The organism is Candidatus Enterococcus myersii, assembly GCF_017316025.1.
Lineage (GTDB): Bacteria > Bacillota > Bacilli > Lactobacillales > Enterococcaceae > Enterococcus_C > Enterococcus_C montenegrensis.
Genome location: NZ_JAFLVT010000004.1, coordinates 22,877 through 43,932, shown reverse-complemented (window position 1 = coordinate 43,932; position 21,056 = coordinate 22,877). Strand labels below are relative to the sequence as shown.

At 37.9% G+C, this 21,056-nt stretch carries 14 protein-coding genes; 13 read left to right on the top strand and 1 reads right to left on the bottom strand.

Annotation, left to right across the window (positions count from 1 at the left end):
* Positions 1 to 156 precede the first annotated feature (156 nt).
* From JZO76_RS02285 to JZO76_RS02225, 13 genes are all read left to right on the top strand, one after another.
* Positions 157 to 4,086: a hypothetical protein gene (locus JZO76_RS02285; protein WP_242595741.1), complete on the top strand. Its 3,930-nt coding sequence runs from the start codon at positions 157 to 159 to the stop codon at positions 4,084 to 4,086.
* A gap of 331 nt (positions 4,087 to 4,417) precedes the next feature.
* Positions 4,418 to 8,842 carry a prealbumin-like fold domain-containing protein gene (locus JZO76_RS02280; RefSeq protein WP_206902558.1) on the top strand — a complete coding sequence of 1,475 codons (4,425 nt, stop codon included), beginning with the start codon at positions 4,418 to 4,420 and terminating at the stop codon, positions 8,840 to 8,842.
* Positions 8,835 to 10,073, top strand: coding sequence for a class C sortase (locus JZO76_RS02275; protein ID WP_206902557.1), 1,239 nt, complete (start codon positions 8,835 to 8,837; stop codon positions 10,071 to 10,073). The genes JZO76_RS02280 and JZO76_RS02275 overlap by 8 nt, the downstream gene beginning before the upstream one ends.
* Complete coding sequence (locus tag JZO76_RS02270; protein WP_206902556.1) at positions 10,070 to 11,233, top strand: class C sortase; 1,164 nt, start codon at positions 10,070 to 10,072, stop codon at positions 11,231 to 11,233. Before JZO76_RS02275 ends, JZO76_RS02270 begins: the two co-directional genes overlap by 4 nt.
* 189 nt (positions 11,234 to 11,422) lie before the next feature.
* Positions 11,423 to 12,352 (top strand): ribosome small subunit-dependent GTPase A, encoded by a 930-nt coding sequence (gene rsgA / locus JZO76_RS02265; protein ID WP_206902555.1) that lies wholly within the window; start codon positions 11,423 to 11,425, stop codon positions 12,350 to 12,352.
* Between the two features lie 33 nt (positions 12,353 to 12,385).
* Positions 12,386 to 13,039, top strand: a complete 654-nt coding sequence (rpe, locus tag JZO76_RS02260) for a ribulose-phosphate 3-epimerase (protein ID WP_206902554.1) — start codon at positions 12,386 to 12,388, stop codon at positions 13,037 to 13,039.
* Entirely contained in the window at positions 13,036 to 13,677 is a 642-nt protein-coding gene (locus JZO76_RS02255; RefSeq protein ID WP_206902553.1) for a thiamine diphosphokinase, read from the top strand. The genes rpe and JZO76_RS02255 overlap by 4 nt, the downstream gene beginning before the upstream one ends.
* Before the next feature lie 499 nt (positions 13,678 to 14,176).
* Positions 14,177 to 15,037, top strand: coding sequence for a rod shape-determining protein MreC (mreC, locus tag JZO76_RS02250; protein WP_206902552.1), 861 nt, complete (start codon positions 14,177 to 14,179; stop codon positions 15,035 to 15,037).
* Positions 15,037 to 15,546, top strand: a complete 510-nt coding sequence (gene mreD / locus JZO76_RS02245; RefSeq protein WP_206902551.1) for a rod shape-determining protein MreD — start codon at positions 15,037 to 15,039, stop codon at positions 15,544 to 15,546. The genes mreC and mreD overlap by 1 nt, the downstream gene beginning before the upstream one ends.
* 188 nt (positions 15,547 to 15,734) lie before the next feature.
* A complete protein-coding gene (locus tag JZO76_RS02240; protein ID WP_206902550.1) occupies positions 15,735 to 17,072 on the top strand; it encodes a PcsB-like coiled-coil domain-containing protein in 1,338 nt (445 codons plus the stop codon).
* Positions 17,073 to 17,224: 152 nt separating this feature from the next.
* Positions 17,225 to 17,449 (top strand): DUF2829 domain-containing protein, encoded by a 225-nt coding sequence (locus JZO76_RS02235; RefSeq protein ID WP_206902549.1) that lies wholly within the window; start codon positions 17,225 to 17,227, stop codon positions 17,447 to 17,449.
* Entirely contained in the window at positions 17,424 to 18,197 is a 774-nt protein-coding gene (locus tag JZO76_RS02230; RefSeq protein WP_242595740.1) for a 3-oxoacyl-ACP reductase, read from the top strand. The genes JZO76_RS02235 and JZO76_RS02230 overlap by 26 nt, the downstream gene beginning before the upstream one ends.
* 150 nt (positions 18,198 to 18,347) lie before the next feature.
* Positions 18,348 to 18,860, top strand: coding sequence for a QueT transporter family protein (locus tag JZO76_RS02225; protein WP_206902548.1), 513 nt, complete (start codon positions 18,348 to 18,350; stop codon positions 18,858 to 18,860).
* 205 nt (positions 18,861 to 19,065) lie between these two features.
* Here the strand turns inward: JZO76_RS02225 and JZO76_RS02220 are convergent, their stop codons facing one another.
* Positions 19,066 to 20,871, bottom strand: a complete 1,806-nt coding sequence (locus tag JZO76_RS02220; RefSeq protein ID WP_206902547.1) for a M3 family oligoendopeptidase — start codon at positions 20,869 to 20,871, stop codon at positions 19,066 to 19,068.
* Positions 20,872 to 21,056 lie beyond the last annotated feature (185 nt).

The following is a 21,056-nucleotide window of genomic DNA, read 5'->3' as shown; positions in this document are numbered from 1 at the left end:
GTTTTGATTTCAGCGATAAAATAAGATAGTTGAACGTAATGAGGCATACAGTGAGACGAAGAAATTTGTTAAATCTACTGCCTTTTTTCATTTCATCATGAATAACGCTTGTTTTTTCTGGTAAGTAAAACGATTTATTAAAAGGAGTTATGAATGATGAAAAAGAAAATTACTGCATTATTAATCATAGTATTAATGCTATCACCGTTTCTTGAAGGCTTGTTGTCGGCATCATCTATCTGGAAAACATCTGCCAGTAATGATGAAACAGAAGACGTGATCAAAAATGATAATCTTTTGTTGACGCAAACACTGCAAGAAAATGAAACGGGGCCGTATATTCAAATCAAGTATCAAAAACGGCCACATCAACCAGATGAAACTTTACGCCTCCATTTTTTAGTAGCCGATGAGGAAAACAAAAGTATTGACTTAGAAGCGACCACTGATTTTGGTAAAACACCAGAAGGTTGGTACTCTGAACAACAATTGAAAGAAGAAGGAACGTTCAAAATCCCTATTACAGCGGGGAAACGTTACTATTTAGCAACGCGTTTAGTAGCAGAAACGCCTGCGGCAACAGGTGAAAATGAAACGGTGCAATCTTCGGGACAAGTTGTAGAAAATCCTTTGCTTAGTGAAAAAGAGCAAGCAAAAAAAGAACTAATTTTTGTGCCGAAAAAAGATGAATTGGATTTGACCGATTTAAGAGATGCTAATGATAAACAAACTCTGATTCAGATTAAAGGACTAAAAGTCAGCTATACGAATACGCTAAAAGATAATGGCGCAAAAGCAGACTGGCAAGTTACTTTTACTAAAGCTTTTTCAGAAAATCAAAAATATAAAATCAGATACCAAATTTTAAATCCGAATAACAAAGCCAATATCTCAAAGGATAACGTGACAGAAGATAAAGGAAATTATCGCGAAGAGAAAAACGCTAACCCAACGAGTAATTTCACAGCAGAATTTGGAACAGATACAAAGCAGATGAAAATATCTGTCTGGTTAGTGGATGAAGCTAAAAAAGAAACGCAACTGTTAGATAAACAAGTGGTGACAGCAGAAGAGACTCGAGCAAGTGGAGGTGCTGGTAGCAACAGCTCACAAGCGACTTCCACAAGACAAATAGGAGCAGAAAATTCTCCAACATCAGCAGATGGATTGTCCTATGCTAAGACGGTTTATGATGATGAACCCTCCGCACGATTGACAACGTTACGAGCAGCAGGCTTGTTCCATGTCTTTGCAAAAAAAATTGATTTAGGTCAACATTTGAATGGAAATTTCGCCGCTCCAATCGCTAATGTAAGAACGAATACGGGAGCGGGTTCGGCAAATGAACTTTTTTATGCCGGAGAGCTGGGAGATGGCTTTAATGGTATTAACAAATCTTCGCCACAAGCACCGGCTAAATTTGTACTGGGGTCAGGTATTTCTTATCGTAAGAATGCAAATGAAATATATTTAAATAATAGGAAGGTTGATTTTAGCGGTAATATAAGTTTTGAGCGGGAAAGTTCTATACCTTACATCAATTTTGAGGAGGAATTTGCTTATTTAGAAAATCTAAATAGAGATATTGCCACTTGGGAGCCAGACATTGTTGTTGATAAAGCTTTCTTTACGGATAATAATAATCAGATTCATGAACAAAAGATTGATTTAACCAAAGCACCCTACGACAATATGGAGTCTATCGTGATTAAAATCGCGCCAAGTTCCCATGAGGTTCAACGTAAATTAACCATTAAAGGATTAGAGCCCGATCACTCGGGGAAAGTGCGCAACGTCTACTTTAATGTGGAAATTTCGGCAGGTACCAAAAATTTTAATTATAAACAAGAAATCGAGCTCCAAGATTCTGATGGTCAAAAGATTAATACAGGAGAGCATTCTGTCTTTACAAAAAGCCCTGTGCTGTATAATTTCTATTCAGCAGGTAGTGACGCTTTATATAAAGAAAACATTAATATTGGTGCAATTATCCAAGGTGCTATCGTTGCCCCAGGTGCCACAGGCAAAGCGAGTACAACAGTTGAAGGAAATTTGATTTTCTCAGAGTGGAATGGAGGAACAGAAACCCATAAATGGGATTATAAACCTAAGGGTAGTGTGACGATTATTAAACAAGATCCTGTTGAAGATGAATATCTGGGCGGGGCGGAATTTGATTTATATGTAATTGAGCAAGATAAACATGTCAAAATAAATCCAGACGGTCAGCCATATAAGACGGATGCGCAGGGGCGCCTAACAGTTAGCGGTCTTTCACAAGGGTATCAATATTACTTTGTTGAGATTACCCCACCAAAAGATAAAAATGGGCAGTCTTATCCGGCTTATACGGATAAAATTTATTTTAAGATTACGCCTGGTACAGCGACTACCACAACCTATCACCCTGTCTACAATGTAAAAGCACAAGCGGAGTTTAAGTTTGGCGCTAAAAAAATATTAAAAGATACTGTCGACAAAGAAACGAATTTCTTGTTTGAAGTTCAAAAAATTGTGGAGGGTAAAGCAACTGCCACAGCTGCTTACGGTAAAGTAACTTACACTAAAAATGACGGGAGCAACACTGAAAAAGTCATCAAGTTTTACCCTTCAGCAGGTGATCGTGATAGCGAAAAAAATGAAATTGGCGATAGCGACTGGGGAAAAATACTTGAAGATGGCGCAAATTATCAATTAGTGGAAACTTCAACTCATGGTTACAATGTGAAATATTCGGGTTACGGCGGTGAAGGGAATAATAAATTTACTGCTAATTTTGCCAAAGATAAGGCCGTTCATATCAACTTTTTAGTAACAAATTATGAAGATGAATTTACCATCAAAGGCAAAAAAGAAGTTTCAGAAGCAGTTGCAGCAGATAAAACCTTTAAATTTGAAATCAAAGAAAAATTGACAGATAACATCTTGGCCTTTGGTAAAGCAGAGGTCAAAAAAGGTGAAAAAACAGCGACTATTAAATTTTATAAGGATGAAAACTATCAAATTAGCATCAGTGGTAATGATTGGTTTGCAATTGTGAATCCAGACAAGACATATGTGATTGTTGAAACGGAAAAACAAGGTTATAACGCCAGTTACAATGTGAATGATGTTACTACGGATGAAATCAAATTCGTTGCTGGGGCTGTTAATAATATTGGACTTGTCGTCAAAAACAGCAAAGATAAAGAACCACCAAAAATTAATTTGACGGGTAGTAAAAAAGTAACAGGAGAAAATTTAGAAGAAAGCAAAACTTTCAACTTTGAATTACGCAAACAAGATGGTAATAAACAAGCAACAACCGATCCTATAATCGCAAATGGAGAAGCTATTGTCTCTGAGAAAAATAATCCTGCTCCAATCGTTTTCACAGATCCTAACAATAGTAATGCTGAAATTACGACTAAAGATCAATGGACAGCGCTGTTAGGTGAGGGTAGCTATTATATTGTGGAAACAAATAGTGAAGGGTATAAAGTTGTTTATACTATCCGCGGCAACTCTGATGAATCCCAAGGGAATTCTTTTGATGTCCCGGCTCAATATAATGAAGATATTACGATTAATTTTACAGCAGAGAATACCAAAGAAGACATTTTTGAGTTTGAAGCTGAGAAAAAACTCACAGGTAATGTGCCGCTTCCTAATGACGGTAAAGAATTTGAATTTGAAATTCAAGCTTTGGACACAAATAAACCAGTTGCTTATGGTAGTGTCAGTATTTCTGCAAAAGATATTAAAACAAAAATTCGCTTCACTGATACAACACCAGCAAGAAATACCATTACCGATTGGACAAAAATTTTAGCAGATGGTAAAGAATATCAACTTGTCGAAACGACAACTGGGTATCACGTTCGCTATTTGGACGCGAAAAGTAAGCCAATAAACAATACTTTTACCGTGAATTATGGTGAAAGTGAGAAAATGTACTTCTTGGTTCATAATGAACTAGATGTAGGGGACCTGCCTTCTACTGGGGGAAGTGGAATCGTAAAATTCATGCAATTGGCACTAGTTATTTTGCTAATTGGTGGTCTAATTGGCGGCTATTACTGGTATCGTAACAAACAAGTGAAGTAAAAATGAGAAAAGAGTTGATTAGCATTTTGCCTAATCAACTCTTTTGCGTTGTAAATCATTTTATTTTTAAGACAACTGATAAAAATAATTGCAAGATTATTTTGAAATAAAAAAAATATAGCATATTCTAATCCGAAAAGTTCATTAATAATCCTGTTATTTAACTGTTTGAAATACTTTAGTGCACGATAAATACGATTTGAATTATGTAATATTATATTTTGATTAAAAGATAAGTTTTTGATAAAATTAGACTATAAAACTAATTTTAAATATAAGTGATTTCAAAGTAAATCGTTGAAATTTTGTTTAGGCAGAAAGGAACAGGCTAATGAAGAAGGGCAAATACTTATCATTGTTTACCGTTATGCTATTACTCGTGCCTTATATATTTATCTTAGCTGGGGTGAATGCCAAAGCAGATGAAATTTATCAATATCAGGACAAGCGTTTTATTGCCACCGAAGAAGTTGACATTTCTTACAAGTACACGGTTAACCAAAAAGAAAATAGTATTTATTGGCAAATTGAATTTACCAAAAATGCAATTCAAGATGAAACAAAATTGGGAATCCAAGTGGTGGATGTGGATGACAATTTAGTGGCCGCTACTAACACCCGATTTCCAGAAAAAAAGTTTAGTCGTACGACCAATAGTGCCAAAGAAATCGGCGTGGTTGAAAAGACAGCAAATAAAGTCAAGGAAAAAACCACCTATCAAATGGTTTTTCGGACGCAAATTAGAGTTGCAAAGCCGACTTATCGTTTAGGAATTCGCCTGCTGGGACAGCGGTTGAATGCAAATAATGGCCAATTACAAGAAATCAATTTTCATAGTGCGGGAAAAGTTTTGGAGATGAAAGCTGCACCAGTTGATAAAATTGAAATCATCTCACTGGATGCATTGTTACCAAAAAACAAAAAAGTTTCGCCTATTTCAGAAAGTGTATTAAAAGTTTTTGCTAACGGCAGCTGGCAAGATTACAACACAGTGCCAGATGTTGTCATTGACGAAGGAACCGAGCTGCATTTAGAGCAGATTATTGATATTAAAAAGTTTATAGCCAATCCAGCTGTCGCTCAGGCAATCGGGCAAGCAGAAAATCAGACTGCTGCCAGAGGTAAGGAACTACAACTTAGTTACACGTTCCAATTTGGGATTGATAAACGGTTTAAACTGCCAGAACAAGCTAGTACGATACAGCCGATTCGCTTGGAGAATAAGGACGTTAATTACGGCTATTATAAAATTAAGTCTGCCAAAATGGACAGTCAGGAACACATTTGGGAAGTAACCTTAAATCAAAATGCATTTTTTATCGATAATTTAATTTTACCTTTGGTATTAGAAACTGGCATTGAATTAGAAGATGATAGTGGTCATGCAAATTTATTATTGGCACAAACGGCTACGGCTAAAAAAGAGCAAGAAATTAAAACAACACAGTTGAGTTTTAAAATTGAAGAAACAACATCGCCAAACCAGACATTGGTGTATGATCCCCAACTTGGTGGCGTGCCCATCGTATGGGAGACGACCGTTACACCAAAAAAAGTGGCTGGAAAATATGCCAAAATTAATAGTATGACGTTAACAAGCGATGACATAACACCGCCTTATAAAGATGATGAAACCAGTAGCGGCGACGGCTTTGATTTTTTCTTTACCAACGAAAAGTTAAAGGAAGTCCTCAAGCACAAACAGCTGCCGCTGTTTGATATTACGGCGTACGACGAAAGTGGACAAAAAGTTGCCGTTCCCCGCTATGAATTAGTTCACGTAGATGAAAAAACCAATCGCTCGCAAGTCGAATTTGTTGAAGAAGTTGCTGTTAAATTGGTTATTAAGACGACAACGGTAACGCGTAAAATGCATGCAGCTCGAAATGTGGTAAATCGGGTCAGTGGGACTTCTAAAAATGCAGGCAGTGCAGTGAGTGAAAAAACATTGGCAGTACCTGAGCATCGGCTGCATTTAGTAAATGATAGTCAAGCTGAAGAATCATTTGAATGGCGGGCTGCTTATTATCGAAATGCGCAAAGCACCGGGAAAATGACAACCACAGGCACACCAGGAACTGAAACAATCACATTAACGGTGAATGCAGGGAAGTTGGATAGCGACTCGATTAAAATTTTTGATGAAGATGGAATTAAAGGCCGCAAATTAGATGAGCGCCTGTATTCTGTGGATAAAGTTGACGATCAGACTGTGACAATTACTTTTTTTGATTTTGTGAAAAATGATCCAAAAGCAAAATTAACCGATGGCCGGTATTATATTTGTTATAACTCGACAGAAAAAGACGCACAAAAAGTCGTGGCTAAAGTTTTCAGTAATACAGGGTTAGCAGCTGAGGCCACTAGTGAGAAAAAAATGGCAATCGCCGTTAATCCAGTCGCTTTTAGTGGCTGGCACAATACGATGTTGTGGGAAGTAGAAGCCAAGACGATTCGTGCAAAAGGTCCGGTCGAATTAGCCTTAACCTTGGAACAGCGTGGCCAAAATTTTTATTTTAAAAAAGGCGATGTGCCTAAGACCTATGACTCAGCTGAGATTGAAAGATTAACGAATGAAAAAGGCGTTGTGGTAACAGCAACCAATGCGGCCGGTGTTACTCGTTATTTAAAAGATGACGAATACACGTTGCAGGTTAGCAATAAAAAAGAGCTGACTTCCGCAACGGGTGCGTGGGAAGGCAAGAGGGCGGGATTACAGATTATCGTGCCAGAAAAAGTAAAGGCCGCAACCCAAAAAATTACGGTCTATTTGCAAACAAGGACAGGTGGTATTGCCGATATTGAAGCGATGCCGGCGAAAAAAAATAATATGTATCTTGACGCTGCCCTAACACAAGCCAATCATAGTGTGAAAACAACCGGAATCTCCACGATTAGTGATGAGCGTTTTTTACAAAATATGGATAGCCAAGCAGTCTACAATGAAAGTCGTAGTAAGATTGACTGGATTTATTTTGCAAATACCCGCCGTTACGATTTGAAAAAAGAGCAAAGCTACACCATTTCCTTAGACAAAGAGCGGGTAATCAAGGCAAATCAAAGTGAGTATCATTACTTCACCGAAAAAGATTTAAACCAAATTCGTGTGTATCAATTAATTCCAGATGAAAATGCCAAGTCAAAAGGAATTTATGCCAATGCTAATAAAACCTTATTAGCTAAATCGCAGTATCATATTGTAAAAAAAGAGCCCATAACCCAAGGCGGGGAAACTTTTTACAAAGAAGTAGAAATAATTTTAGATGAAGACTTGGGGTGTTGTGGTTTAGCAATAGAAGTTTCTTCGACCTTTGATCAAAGTGCGGATTTAAACCAAGAGACAGCTAGTGGAAGTTACAGTTTCGTTGGCGATTTTTCATTTGAATATGGCGGGCGAAAATTTCAAAAGAGTGAAGCAGAATATTTGTTAAAAAGAGATCGTCTATTTTGTAATGAAGGTTTTTATGACGCAAAAGACAATACTGTTACCTGGGATATATTGGTAAATGCTCAAGGGGATAGCTTAGAGCAGCTAGTAATTGAAGGTGCCCCAGTGGAAAATCAAGTCATTGATTTAACCAGTATTGAAGTGTCTCATCCGACAATTATTGAAGGAGAATATTTTCCTGGAAAAAAAGTCAACAATGAGGAACGCTTATTTGATGTTCGGCTAAATGCCGATGATAACTATCAAAATGGTTTTCGCATCGATGTGAATCGCAAAGTTGATTTTCCTCTTTACATTCGTTACAAGGCTAAAGTAGTAGGGGACAGTCAAGCGGTTAGTAGTAAAACAAGAGTAAGTGCAGCTGAACAAAAAACACTAGAAGTGCAGCGGGAATTGGGTCTGCATAATCCGAATAAAGCCCAAAAGCAGACGAGTTATACGTTGAACATTGCTAATTTGGTTAAAGGGCCGGCCACACCAATTAAAAATTCGCAATTGCGCTTGGAGAAAAAAACATCAAGCGGCTGGCAAACCGTTACGACTGAAATTAAGACAAACGAGCATGGAATTGCCAAAGTAGACGATTTAACAGCGGGAGAATATCGAATTAATGAAATAAAAGTTGAGGGATTTTTGTTAAATGAAAAACCCTATTATTTTAAAGTTCCCTTTAATCCAGCTGAGATAGACACAATTAATGCGGATAAGTTTTTGTTGACCGGCCGTAATGAAGTGATTGACGTAATCATTTATAACGAATTAAAGCCTTTTGATGTGACCATAATTTATAAAGATAATGAAGGAGATACGTTAACTGGCGGGCGGATGCATTTGGCAAATCAAACCGGAGAAATTTCCCATAACCTCCCTGGTGTCGCATCACCAGAATTAGCCCAATTTGTGGTGAAGGACTTACCAACAGGTATTTATCAGATAAAAGAGTTGCGCGCACCAGCAGGCTATCAAGAAATGGCGAGTGCCATAACGTTGTCCATTGTCAACACTGGCAGTGTTTTAATCAATGGGGACAACACCAACTTGGATTATTTAGGCGGGTTTGTAAATGGGGAGGATCGCTCATTTGTGAAATTAAAGGGCGGTAGCCAAAACAATCAAGTTATGATTGAAATTTTAAATCACCCGATTGCGGCCACGAGAGCTGAAAATCGCCATAATCGCGAGTTCTTCACAGTTGGAGTAGCATCAATTTTTGCAATTCGAAATATTGCGGATATCTATTATGTTTGTGGGAAAACACCAATTCGAATCGTGGACAAAAATAACAAAGGGAGCAGAAAAGATGAGTAAAAAAAAGGCTAATAAAAACAAAATGTCCAAAGATGAAAAAATTAATTTAGCTCTGAAATTTACGATGGTTATTTTGTTTTTAGTCGGAGCAGGTGTTTTTTCGTATCCTTTTGTAGTAGATTCTTTAAACAATTATATTGATCAGCAGCGGATTGAAGCGTATCAAAAAGAATTACAGGAAAAAAATGAAAAAGAAGCCGCCGCGATAAAAAGAAAAAAAGCGGCAGAAAATGCTAAAATGGCGCAACAAGGCACGAGTATTCCAGGCATGGGGGTAGTAGAAGATCCCTTTGAAGAGAGTGTAGGCGACAATTCTTCGCCAGGAAGAGCCTATTTTGCCAAGCACACAGTCGGAGCAATTTACATTCCCAAAATCAATGTTAGTCTACCTGTTTTTGACACGACCAATGATGTATTACTGGATAAAGGCGCAACAATTTTACAAGGCAGTTCATTTCCAATTGGGGGTAAAAGCACACATTCGGTCATTACAGGTCACACGGGACTGCCCGATAAAATGATCTTTACGGATGTAGATAAGTTAAAAAAAGGTGATAAATTTTATTTGGAAATTTTAAACGAGAAACTCGCTTATCAGGTGACAAAAATTGAAACAGTATTACCAAATGAGTTAGATACGTTGAAAGTTGTGCCAAATCAAGATTTGGTAACGCTGGTTACTTGTACCCCGTATATGATCAATTCTCATCGCTTATTAGTCACAGGAAGTCGTATTCCCTATGAAGAAGAAATGACAAAACAAATTCAAAAGGCAAAGGAATATCATAAGCGACGTCTGGTTGAATACATTGGGATCATTGTCTTAACATTAGGAGTTTTCTTGTATTGGGTTTGGCGAAAATTCGTGCTGATTGCTAGTCGTAAACATCGTTACGATTTAGTTTTTCAAGTCGTTGACGGAAATAAGCAGCCTGTTGCAGGCAAAACTTTTCGTTTACTAGATTATCGCAGTCGGCAATTGGAAAGTGCGCTAGGTGATTTTCCTAAAGCCGTTACAAGTGATGAAAATGGGCAAGTCTTGTTTAAGCAAATTCCGGGAAATATTTATCGGATTGTTTGGGAAGATACCGATAAACCCTATTTGAAAGCAAAAATTGGTCGTGTGAAAGACAGTCGTTTTAAGCTAAAAACGAAAAAAGGACTGTTGGAAAAAGTTGGTAAAAATAGACAACGCAACTATCAAATGAATTGGCAAAGGAGCAAATCATGAAGAAAAAAGCGCCTAAAGGTAGTGTAAAACGGCTCATTGGCAGTATCATGATAATTTTAATGTTTGCAATCGGATCCTTAATTGCTTTATATCCATTTTATATTAATGCGTTAAATGACTTTTTAGATGAAAAACGATTGGAACAAGTTCAAAAAGATTTGGCGACAAAGCAAGATGAATTGGAAAAAAAGCGTAAAGAAAACGAAGCATTAACAAAGGGCGGGTTCGCACCAGGAAATGATCCTTTCGCAGAAGAGATTAGCGACAAGCAAGACGAAGCATATTATCAAAAACATTTGATTGGTAGAATTGCCATTCCTAAAATTGAAGTGGATATTCCATTGTTTGATACCACCAATCACTTTCTTTTAAATCGGGGCGCGACCGTTTTACAAGGGACATCTTTTCCCACCGGAGGAGCAAATACCCATACGATTATTTCAGCCCACAGTGGTTTGCCGGATAGAATTTTATTCACAGACTTAGAAAAAGTAAAAAAGGGCGATCAATTTGTGTTAACTGTCTATGGAAAGAAATTGGCCTATGAAGTCAATAAAATCGAAGTGGTGCTTCCTTCTGAAACAAGCACCTTGAAAATTGAAGCAGGACAAGATCTAGCGACGTTGATTACCTGTACGCCATATATGATTAATTCCCACCGTTTATTAGTTACCGGACATCGCGTGCCCTATACTAAGAAATTGGAAAAGGCCGTAGAAAAAGGGAATACTGCGCGGGAACAAAAAAATGTTTTGATTATTGCCGGCACAATTTTGTTAGTATTACTGATGCTTTATTTATTGTATCGTGCGGTTAAGGCATTTATTTTAAAACGGCGCCGTTTTGATTTGACCTTTGTCAGAGAAGACGATACCGGAGAAAAAATTGCGACAGCCCACTATATTTTATTTAATAAAAAAGGCAAGGCACCGGTGATTCGCAATGGGGATACCTTAAAAGCTACGGCTAACGCCGATGGAATGGTGACGTTTCAAGATTTACCAGGAGCTATGTACACCTTAAAAGAAATCAGTCCAGATAACACCTTATCGCTAAAAGTTGGCGTTAAAGGCTGGCGACAAAAAGCAATCCAGTTTTATCCAAAGTCAAAACAAAAAAGCTGGGTAGTGCATTCAGACAACCCAATTATTCGTAAATAAAGCAAAAAACAGGCCTGTGATAATTTTTATCACAGGCCTGTTTTGTACACCATAAAAAAGAAAAATAAACTGGTTTTACCAGGCCGTTTAGTTACAGTCAGTTTTTATTAAGGTTCAATTTTTAGTAACAGATAAGCAATGTTCAGAAAAACCAAAAGAAATTTTTCAAACGAAAGTAAAAGCAAAACTATGGTAAAATATGGAAGTATAGTCTTGAACTTTATAGGAGGACAATGGGTGAAAGGTCAAATCAGAAAAGCTTTAAGTGGCTTTTATTATGTAGTAGCAGAAGATACCACGTATCAAACAAGAGGACGGGGAAATTTTCGTAAGCGTAAATTGACGCCCTTGGTTGGAGATTGGGTTGAATTTGAAAGTAGTAATTTAACTGATGGTTATATTTTGGATTTGTTGCCACGTAAAAATGAATTAGTGCGTCCCCCAGTAGCCAATGTTGATTTGGGAATTGTCGTCATCAGTATGGTGGAACCGGCTTTTTCTTATAACTTATTAGATCGATTCTTGGTCAATTTAGAATACAAAGAGATTGAGCCGGTCATTTATTTAAGTAAGTTAGACTTATTGCAAGATACACAGCAGCTTGCGCATGTTAAAGCGGTTTACGAAAAAATCGGCTATAAAGTCATTGCCTCAGAAAATGAGAAAGTAAATATAGCCGCCTTGAAAAAGTTATTTAAAGACAAACTAAGTGTTTTCATGGGCCAATCAGGTGCCGGTAAATCGACTTTATTAAATAAAATCCGACCAGATTTAAAATTAGCTACGGCTGCTATTTCGGACTATTTGGGGCGGGGAAAACATACAACGCGCCATGTCGAATTACTGCCAATCGACGGCGGTCTTGTTGCAGATACGCCTGGGTTTAGTTCATTGGAATTTCAAGATATTACCGCCTATGAGTTGCCTCGGATGTTTCCAGAATTTGTCGCTGCGGCCCCTTTTTGTAAGTTTCGCGAGTGCCAGCATGTCAATGAACCCGGCTGTGAAGTCAAACATCGCGTAGAACAAGGCGAAATTGCATCAGTACGTTATGATAATTATTTGCAATTTTTAGCAGAGATTGAAAAACGGCGTCCAATCTATAAGAAAAATAAATAACCTTTTATTTGAAAATTGTCAGGAGGAGTTTTTATGAAAATTGCACCATCGATTTTAAGTGCAGATTTTGCCAATTTAGCAAGAGATATTCAACGCGTTGAAAAAGCAGGTGTTGATTACATTCACGTTGATGTAATGGACGGGCACTTTGTTCCAAATATTACAATTGGCCCTGCTGTCGTTGCAGCGATTCGTCCGGTAACGAAATTACCTTTGGACTGTCATTTAATGATTGAAAATCCGGAAAATTATATCTTAGACTTTGCTAAAGCAGGAGCAGACATCATTAATGTTCACGTAGAAGCAACACCGCATATTCATCGGGCGTTGCAAATGATAAAAAATGAGAATGTTAAAGCAGGGGTAACCATCAATCCGGGCACTCCGGTTGTGGCCATTCAACACGTATTGCAGATGGCTGATTTAGTATTGGTGATGACTGTAAATCCTGGTTTTGGCGGCCAAGCCTTTATTAGTGAAGCAGTTGAAAAAGTTAAAGAATTGAAAGCTTTAAAAGAAAAATTCGGCTATCACTACGAAATTGAAGTAGATGGCGGAATTGTGCCTGAAACAGCAGAAATTTGTAAAGCGGCTGGCGCAGATGTTTTTGTGGCCGGTTCTTATATTTACAATGCTCCCGATATAGAAAAACGAATTGCCGCTTTGAAAGAAGCTTTGGCCAAATGAATATTTTACTAGTGGCAGGTGGGGATCCTAAACTTTGGCCAGCAGATATTATGGCCAAGCCCTTTGATTTATTTGTCGGGATTGATCGCGGGGCACTTTTTTTATTGGAAGAAAATAAAGAAGTGGCTTTAGCAGTAGGAGATTTTGATTCCTTAAGTAAAAAAGAGCATGACCTAGTGGGACAAAAAGCACAGGAAATCCTATCGGCGATTGCTGAAAAAGATGACACCGATACCCAACTGGCCTTAGCTTCAATTTTTGCAAAATATCCTTTAGCCCAGGTGACGTTAATCGGCGCAACGGGTGGCCGTCTTGATCATTTATTGGCTAATATTTGGCTAGGTGTAGAACCGCGCTTTACACCCTTTATGCAGCAAATTACGATTCGTGATAATAAAAACTGCTTAAGTTATTTGCCAGCGGGAAAACATCGCGTAAAAAAAATTCCGGGGCTAAAATATTTAGCTTACTGTTGTTTAACACCTGTTTCAAAACTTACGTTGACAAAAAGCAAATACACATTAGATCAGGTAGAAGTATTACAGCCAACGTCATATGCCAGCAATGAATTTATCGGCCAAGAAGCTGAAATCAGTTTTGCCAGCGGCATTGTAGCAGTCATTCAAAGTCGGGATTAGTAAAACCTAATTTAGCTTTAGCTAAAAAGAAACTAAGTAAAAAAGCTGTTTGAAGTAATTTTTTGTAACAGTTTCTTACTTGAAGACCAGGCTAGTTCTCTAGTGGTGCTAGCTGGTTAGTTGTTAGTAAAAGTGAAAGCTGCACGTTGTAACTTTAAAAAACGCTCTTATTAAAAGGGGTGTTACACAAGGTTTGCAAGGTGTTTTCATGGGAATAAGTCGGATACCTAAAATGCGCGTAGCAATTTTTAGGGCCGGCTTATTTTTTTTACATAGGCCTAGCTCGTTCATTTTTTCTACTGGATAAAAATCGCACTTGACGGGTATACAATTACAGTCGCTAAGCTTTACTTTATCCAATTTGTGTAAAGAAGATGATTATTTTACAAAAAATCTCTTAAGAGTCTATACCTGCCTTTTGTTTAAAAGACTTTAGTGGTAAAATCATTACTATCAGTCGCACGCAACCGTGCCGGCTTTTTTCTTGAGGGGTGTATTTGTGAAGAAATTTAATCCGAATAAAAATATTATCATTACGCTGATTTTAGTCATCGTGGTGGTTTCTGTGATAAGTATTACGGCAGCCAGAAGAGCCAATAGCGAAAAAACAAACTTGGGTCAGTCTGTTGCAAATGATAGTGTCGCAATTGTTGATCGCGTTATTAGTGCGCCAGTTAAATTTGTTGAAAATACTTTTAGTAATGTGCACAATTTATTTGTGACTTATAGTGAAAATGAACGGTTAAAAAATAAAATCGATTCTTATGATGAATTGGCACAAAAAACTAAAAATCAAGAACGAGAAATAAAAAAACTACAATCTGAATTGAAGTTAAATGAAACGTTGACAGATTTTGAAAAGGTTTCGGCTAATGTCATTACCCGCTCACCAGATGCTTGGCAGGATATGCTGGTCATTGATAAGGGGTCAAAAGACGGCTTGAAAGTCAATATGGCAGTTATGTCACAAAAAGGTCTCGTGGGTCGGATTGTTGAAGTCAACTTAGCTTCTGCAAAAGTCGAATTGCTTACTTCTGCGAATCAAAATTCCAATCATTTTCCTGTCCGAATTTCCGGCAAAGACGGCGAAACTTTTGGTCTACTGCGAAATTATGATGAAAAAACAGGGACGATGATTGTCAATCAACTGACCGGCGAGAAAAAATTAAAAGCTGGCGATGTGGTCCAAACTTCAGGCTTAGGCGGAAATTCTCCGGCAGATTTACCAGTTGGAACAGTCGTTGAATTTAAGTCGGACGATTACGGTCTAGACAAGCAAGTTTATGTGAAACCTTATGCGGACTTATATGATATGTCTGTTGTCACGGTCGTAAAAAGAGCGGTAGGTGACAGTGACTAATGGTAAAAAAAGATACTGTGAAATACTATGCGGCTCCAACTTTTTTCATTTTAATGCTGTTGGATGGTCAGTTTACCCGCTTGTTGGAAAATTGGAGTCGTAATTATTACATTGCCAATGCGCATTTATTGCTCCTTGGACTTATGTGTGGCTGCATGGTTTTATCAAAACGCTACATGTTAATTACCTCAGTAGTATTGGGAATGTTGTTTGATATGTATTATGTCGGCGTATTAGGTATTTACATGGTGGCTTTGCCATTGAGTGTCTGGTTGATGTATGCCTTAGCGGATACGCTGTATCGTAACGTTTTCACGATGTTTTTTGGCATGATTATTTTTGTTACTTTATTTGAACTGGTGACACTGAGCATTCAAATGCTATTTAAACTTGCTGATGTAAGTGATACGTTTTTTATCAGTCGTTTTTTAGGCCCGACCTTGTTAATCAATATGCTTTTATTCATAATTTTTATTTTTCCCTTCAAAAAATTATTTGTTATCGAATAATTTTTGAAGGTTTTTTTATGGTTACAACTTTGTCATATAAAAAAGTGCATTTGAAACATTTTTGTAACATTTCGTTTATCTTAATGTCATATGGCTGTGGTACAATTTTCATGTCGTCGGGAAAGGTCTAAAAAAATTCCCGAATAATTAAGAAAAAATTCAAAGTAAGCCAGTCGGAGGAATGAAGAGTGAAGAAGAGTTTGTTATCAGCATTGTTAGTTTGCTCATTAACACTTACAGCAGTTGCAGCTCCCAGTGTAGCCGCGGCAGATACTATCGATCAAAAAATTGAAAATCAAGATAAAGTAATCAACGATTTAAAAGGGCAACAAGCTAGCGCCCAAGCACAAATCGATACACTTGAAAGCGAAGTTGCAGCCATTACAGCTAAAGCCGAAGCTTTGGTTAACGACCAAGTTAAATTAAATAAAGACACACAAAAATTACAAAAAGAAATTGCAGACTTGAAAGTTCGGATTGCAAAACGGGAAGAAGCGATTAAAAAGCAAGCCCGTGACGTCCAAGTGAATGGCCAAAGCACGAACTTTATCGATGCAGTTGTAGAATCTGATTCTCTAACAGATGCTATCGGTCGTGTTCAAGCAATGACAACAATTGTTAAAGCGAACAACGATTTAGTAAAACAACAAAAAGCTGATAAAAAAGCCGTTGAAGATAAAAAAGCTGAAAACGACAAAAAATTAGCCCAAATCCAAGCAAACCAAGCCGAACTTGAAACTCAAAAAGCAGACGTTCAAGGCAAACAAGCAGATTTAAATGCAATGAAAGCAGACCTTGCTTTGCAACAAAATACTGCTGAAGGCCAAAAAGCTGGCTTGCAAAAAGAAAAACAAGAAGCAGAAGCAGAACAAGCGCGCATTCGCGAACAAGAAAAACAAGCGGAAGCTGCACGTAAACAAGCACAAGAACAAGCAGCGCAAGATGCTGTAGCGCAAAGCGCAACAACAGAAGAATCTAGTTCAGCTAGCTCATCAGCAAGTAATGGTTCTTCAACTGGTTCAGCAAGCAATTCCAACACATCTTCAAGCTCAACTGGTTCATCAAGTACGAATAACAATAGCAATACTGAATCATCAAACAATAATAATAATGGTGGTAGTTCTGCTGCAGAAACACCTAAACCAGAAATTCCAAAACCAGAAATCCCAGCGCCTTCAGGTGGCGGTGTGATTGGTTACGCACAACAATTTATCGGCGTCCCTTATGTTTGGGGTGGTAAAGATCCTTCAGGTTTTGACTGTTCCGGTTTTGTTGGCTACGTTTACTTACACGCAGCTGGCCGTAACATTGGTACTTACACAGTAGCGCAAGAATCTGCTGGTACTATTATTCCTGTAAGTCAAGCACAACCAGGTGATTTATACTTCTGGGGTTCACCAGGTAGCTCACATCACGTTGCAATTGCAATGGGTGGCGGACAATATATTCACGCACCACAACCTGGTCAATCTGTTTCAATCAGTTCTGTTTCTTACTTTGCACCACAATTTGCGGTTCGCATGTAATAAATGAAATTCTGACACGGTCTTCATTTGGAGATCGTGTTTTTTAGTGTAGTCAATCAGTAAAAAGCGTGCTAAAGTAAATATAAATTTGCAACTCGTACAGATAGGTATTTTCTATTTGCTACTCGCTTTAGATAAGGAGAAGAAAACAAATGACATTTGAAGAAATTTTACCCCACTTAAAAAAAGGAGAAAAAATTATTCGTAAAGGCTGGAGCGGTTTTGAACTTTACGTAACCTTAGTAAATGGAGAAGTGTATGATAATTCCCCTGTTACGCCTTACTTTTTAATTAAAACTGCTGATGAAGGATTTTCGAGCTTTGCTCCAACGGTTTGTGACATTCTGGCAGATGATTGGGAAATTGTCCATGAGTGAGGATGATAACAGCGCGTTTTTAAATCAGGTGGTTTTCGTAACGGGGGTCGCTTCTGGGATTGGTCAGGCACAAGCTAAAGCTTTTTTAGCTGCCGGTGCTAAAGTCTTTGGTGTAGATGTGCAGGAAGACTTTAGCCAAAATTTTGCAGATTATGGGGAGAACTTTGTTGGTTATATCGCGGATGTATCAAAAAAAGAAGATTGTCTCAATGCAGTTGCCGCTTGCATAACCTGCTTCAATCAAATTGATATTTTATTAAATACCGCTGGGAAATTGGATAACTACAAACCGCTTTTAGAAACCGATGATAATTTATGGCAAGACATTCTTGCGACAAATTTAAATAGCATCTACTACATTACCAAATCCGCTTTACCCGCTTTGATTAAAGCTGAGGGAACGGTTATTAATATGTGTTCAATTGCCAGCCTTGTCGCAGGCGGTGGTGGGATTAGTTATACCGTTAGTAAGCATGCTATTGCTGGATTTACGAAGCAATTGGCATTGGATTATGCCAGAAAAATTCACGTGGTAGGGATTGCACCAGGAGCAATAAAAACACCAATGAATGCCGCTGACTTTGCTGGTGATGGTAAAATGGCTGCATGGGTAGCAGAGGAAACGCCAGTTAAACGGTGGGCGCAACCTGAAGAAGTAGCGGATTTAACCTTGTTTTTAGCTAGTAGCAAAGCGCGCTATCTGCAAGGCAATATTGTCCCAATTGATGGCGGTTGGTTATTAAAGTGAAGACAGTTTAATAACCAATATAAAAAGAAGCTTTTTTTTGTTCAGTGTCTTTGCTATAGTTAAAGACAGGGAGTAAATCCCACTGCACCACTTCAATCCTTTGGGTGCAGTTTATTACCAAGGTGGATAACCTTGCAAAGGAGAGAGTCAATGGATAATCAAATCAAAAAGTTAGGTTCAGTTCACTGGAAGACAGATGAAGTTGCCAAAATGGCCGTTGTTGCGGCGCTATATGTGGTGGTTACGGTTTTTTTAGCTCCTTTTAGTTTTGGCCAAGTCCAATTGCGCGTAGCAGAAATGTTCAACTTTTTAGCCTTGTACAACAAGCGCTATGTGTGGTCTGTGACCATCGGTTGTGCTATTGCCAACATCGCTTCCCCCAATGGGATCCTTGATGTTTTAATCGGAAGTGTCTGTACTTTTTTTGTGTTAGTTATTTGCCGTAAAATTTGTGCGAGTTTTACGGATATGCGGATTAAAATTGCGATTTGCGCTGTGTTATTTGCCTTTTCGATGTTTACTGTTGCCGGGCAACTAACTATTTTATACAAAATGCCATTTTGGATTAATTGGGGATATATTGCCATTGGCGAGTTACTGTCTATGACTATTGGCGGGATTATCATGTATACGATTGGTCAAAAAATCGATTTAACAAAATAAATTTCTAAAGCAGACGCGATTGAAGGTCTGCTTTTTTTTGTGCTCTTTTATAAGGTGGTTTTCAAAAGAAAGTTGGACGTTTGCAGACTTTCACTGCGACTAAATCAGAATTTCTTTTTTGTTTTGATCGAGCTACTAAAAAATTATCATTGCAAAAAAGGACAGTGACCAAAACGCGTCACTGCCCTGCCGGGTTTTAAAATCCTTATTTTACATATTCTTCTGTTAGTGTCATGAAGTCGTTGATATCATGTAGCACCATATCGATTCCTGCTTGCCAGAAATCTGGTTTAGTTAAATCAACATTTAAATGTTTTTGGGCCAATTCTTCTGTTGTCATAGCAGCAGTATCTCGTAATAAAGCAATGTATTGATCTTCAAAATTACCATCACTTTTCATAGCTTGGGCATAAATTCCCATACTAAACAAGTAGCCAAATGTATATGGGAAGTTATAAAATGGCACATCATCAATAAAGAAATGTAATTTTGCTGCCCAGAAATGAGGATGATATTTTGCTAAACCATCGGCATAAGCTTCTTTTTGGGCAGCTACCATCATTTCTGTAATTTTTTCTGGTGCCACTAGACCCTGTTGGCGGGCCGTGTAAAAATCATTTTCAAAAATAAAGCGGGCATGAATGTTCATAAACATCGCAATCGCATTTTGCATTTTTGCATCTAATAAATTGATTTTTTCTGCTTTGGTTGTTGCGCCTTTTAACGTTGCGTCAGCGACGATTAGTTCTGCAAACGTACTAGCAGTTTCGGCAACGTTCATGGCATAATCTTGATTCAAGCGAGGAATATCCCATAAAACACTGCTGTGAAAAGCATGTCCTAATTCATGGGCTAATGTGGCCACTTCGTTAATAGAATTGCTATAGGTCATGAAAATGCGTGACTCTTGTGTTTCTGGTAATTCGGTACAATAGCCACCAGGACGTTTGCCGGGACGATCTTCTGCTTCAATCCAGCTTTTTTCAAAAGCCATTTGGGCAAAATCTGCCATTTTGGGACTGAATTTGCGGAAGTTATCTAAGATAAAAGCAGCCGCTTCGTCATAAGTGAAAGTGCGTTCTGTCATACCGTCCAAAATAATCGGAGCATCTTGATCTTGCCATTCCATCTTCTCTTTACCGAATAATTGTGCTTTTCTCGTTAGAAAGTCTACGATTGGTTGCTTATTTTTTTGAATAGTTCCCCACATCGCATCAAGTGTGGCTTTTGACATCCGATTGTATTCCAACGGTTGTTTTAAATAATCGGTTGTGCCATGTAATTTGTAAGTGGATAAACGAAAACCATCCAAATGATTTAATGTATCGGCAAATAAATCGGCCTTTTCGCGCCAAACATTTTCCCAGGTGGCAAATAAAGCAGCCCGCACCTCTTTATCAGGATCTCCCATCATTTTATTGAAAGCTTGACCGGCAGATAGTTTTTGGACGTTGCCTGCTTCATCGGTAAAAGGGATCTCAATGGTTGCAACTAGTGTATCGTAGTGTTGACTCCAAGCGTTCAAGCCATCCAAAGATAACGTATTGATAATATTTTCAGCTTCTTCAGATAACAATTCATTACCATCGCGCCGAATTTCGCTTAAACGAAAGGCAACAGTTTTTAACGCATCGCTTGTTAGGAGGTCAGACCAATCTTGATCTGAAATTTCAGTGAATTTTTTCGCTAAGATCGTTTCACTTAATTGAAAGATTGGGGAGAGTGAAGTTAATTTGCCATAACGAATTTTGGCATCTACATCGGTTACATCAGCAGACATTAGTGCGTTTAAAAATGAACTGCATTGAGAAAAACCGTTGGCAATCTTTTCTCGTAAGTTTAATAGAGCTGCTAAATTTGCGGTAATATCACGATCTTTTACCTCAAAATTTTTGACCTTGCTTTGATAGTCTTTTAATTGCTCTTCTAAGAGTTCCATCCGGCCAGTCAATTCCTTTGATTGACTACCACCAGGGAAAATACTGTCTAAATCCCATGTTAATGCGTACATCTACAACACTTCTTTCTATTAATTTAATCCTTTTTAGTATAGCACAACAAAAGTATTCAGAAACTTCTGAGAGCTTTGAATTTTACAATTATATTGAAACCAATCCTAAAATAATGACCTGGTATTAGAAAATTAAATAAGTCTATAACTATAAAGGAAGATAACAATTACTCGTTTGTGGTAAA

Bases quoted from the DNA above. Each gene is read 5' to 3' on its own strand.
- JZO76_RS02285 (WP_242595741.1), top strand. From the start codon at position 157: ATGAAAAAGAAAATTACTGCATTATTAATCATAGTATTAATGCTATCA.
- JZO76_RS02275 (WP_206902557.1), top strand. From the start codon at position 8,835: ATGAGTAAAAAAAAGGCTAATAAAAACAAAATGTCCAAAGATGAAAAA.
- JZO76_RS02235 (WP_206902549.1), top strand. From the start codon at position 17,225: ATGACATTTGAAGAAATTTTACCCCACTTAAAAAAAGGAGAAAAAATT.
- JZO76_RS02270 (WP_206902556.1), top strand. From the start codon at position 10,070: ATGAAGAAAAAAGCGCCTAAAGGTAGTGTAAAACGGCTCATTGGCAGT.
- rsgA (WP_206902555.1), top strand. From the start codon at position 11,423: ATGGTAAAATATGGAAGTATAGTCTTGAACTTTATAGGAGGACAATGG.
- JZO76_RS02280 (WP_206902558.1), top strand. From the start codon at position 4,418: ATGAAGAAGGGCAAATACTTATCATTGTTTACCGTTATGCTATTACTC.
- JZO76_RS02255 (WP_206902553.1), top strand. From the start codon at position 13,036: ATGAATATTTTACTAGTGGCAGGTGGGGATCCTAAACTTTGGCCAGCA.
- mreD (WP_206902551.1), top strand. From the start codon at position 15,037: ATGGTAAAAAAAGATACTGTGAAATACTATGCGGCTCCAACTTTTTTC.
- JZO76_RS02220 (WP_206902547.1), bottom strand. From the start codon at position 20,871: ATGTACGCATTAACATGGGATTTAGACAGTATTTTCCCTGGTGGTAGT.
- JZO76_RS02230 (WP_242595740.1), top strand. From the start codon at position 17,424: ATGATTGGGAAATTGTCCATGAGTGAGGATGATAACAGCGCGTTTTTA.
- JZO76_RS02225 (WP_206902548.1), top strand. From the start codon at position 18,348: ATGGATAATCAAATCAAAAAGTTAGGTTCAGTTCACTGGAAGACAGAT.
- rpe (WP_206902554.1), top strand. From the start codon at position 12,386: ATGAAAATTGCACCATCGATTTTAAGTGCAGATTTTGCCAATTTAGCA.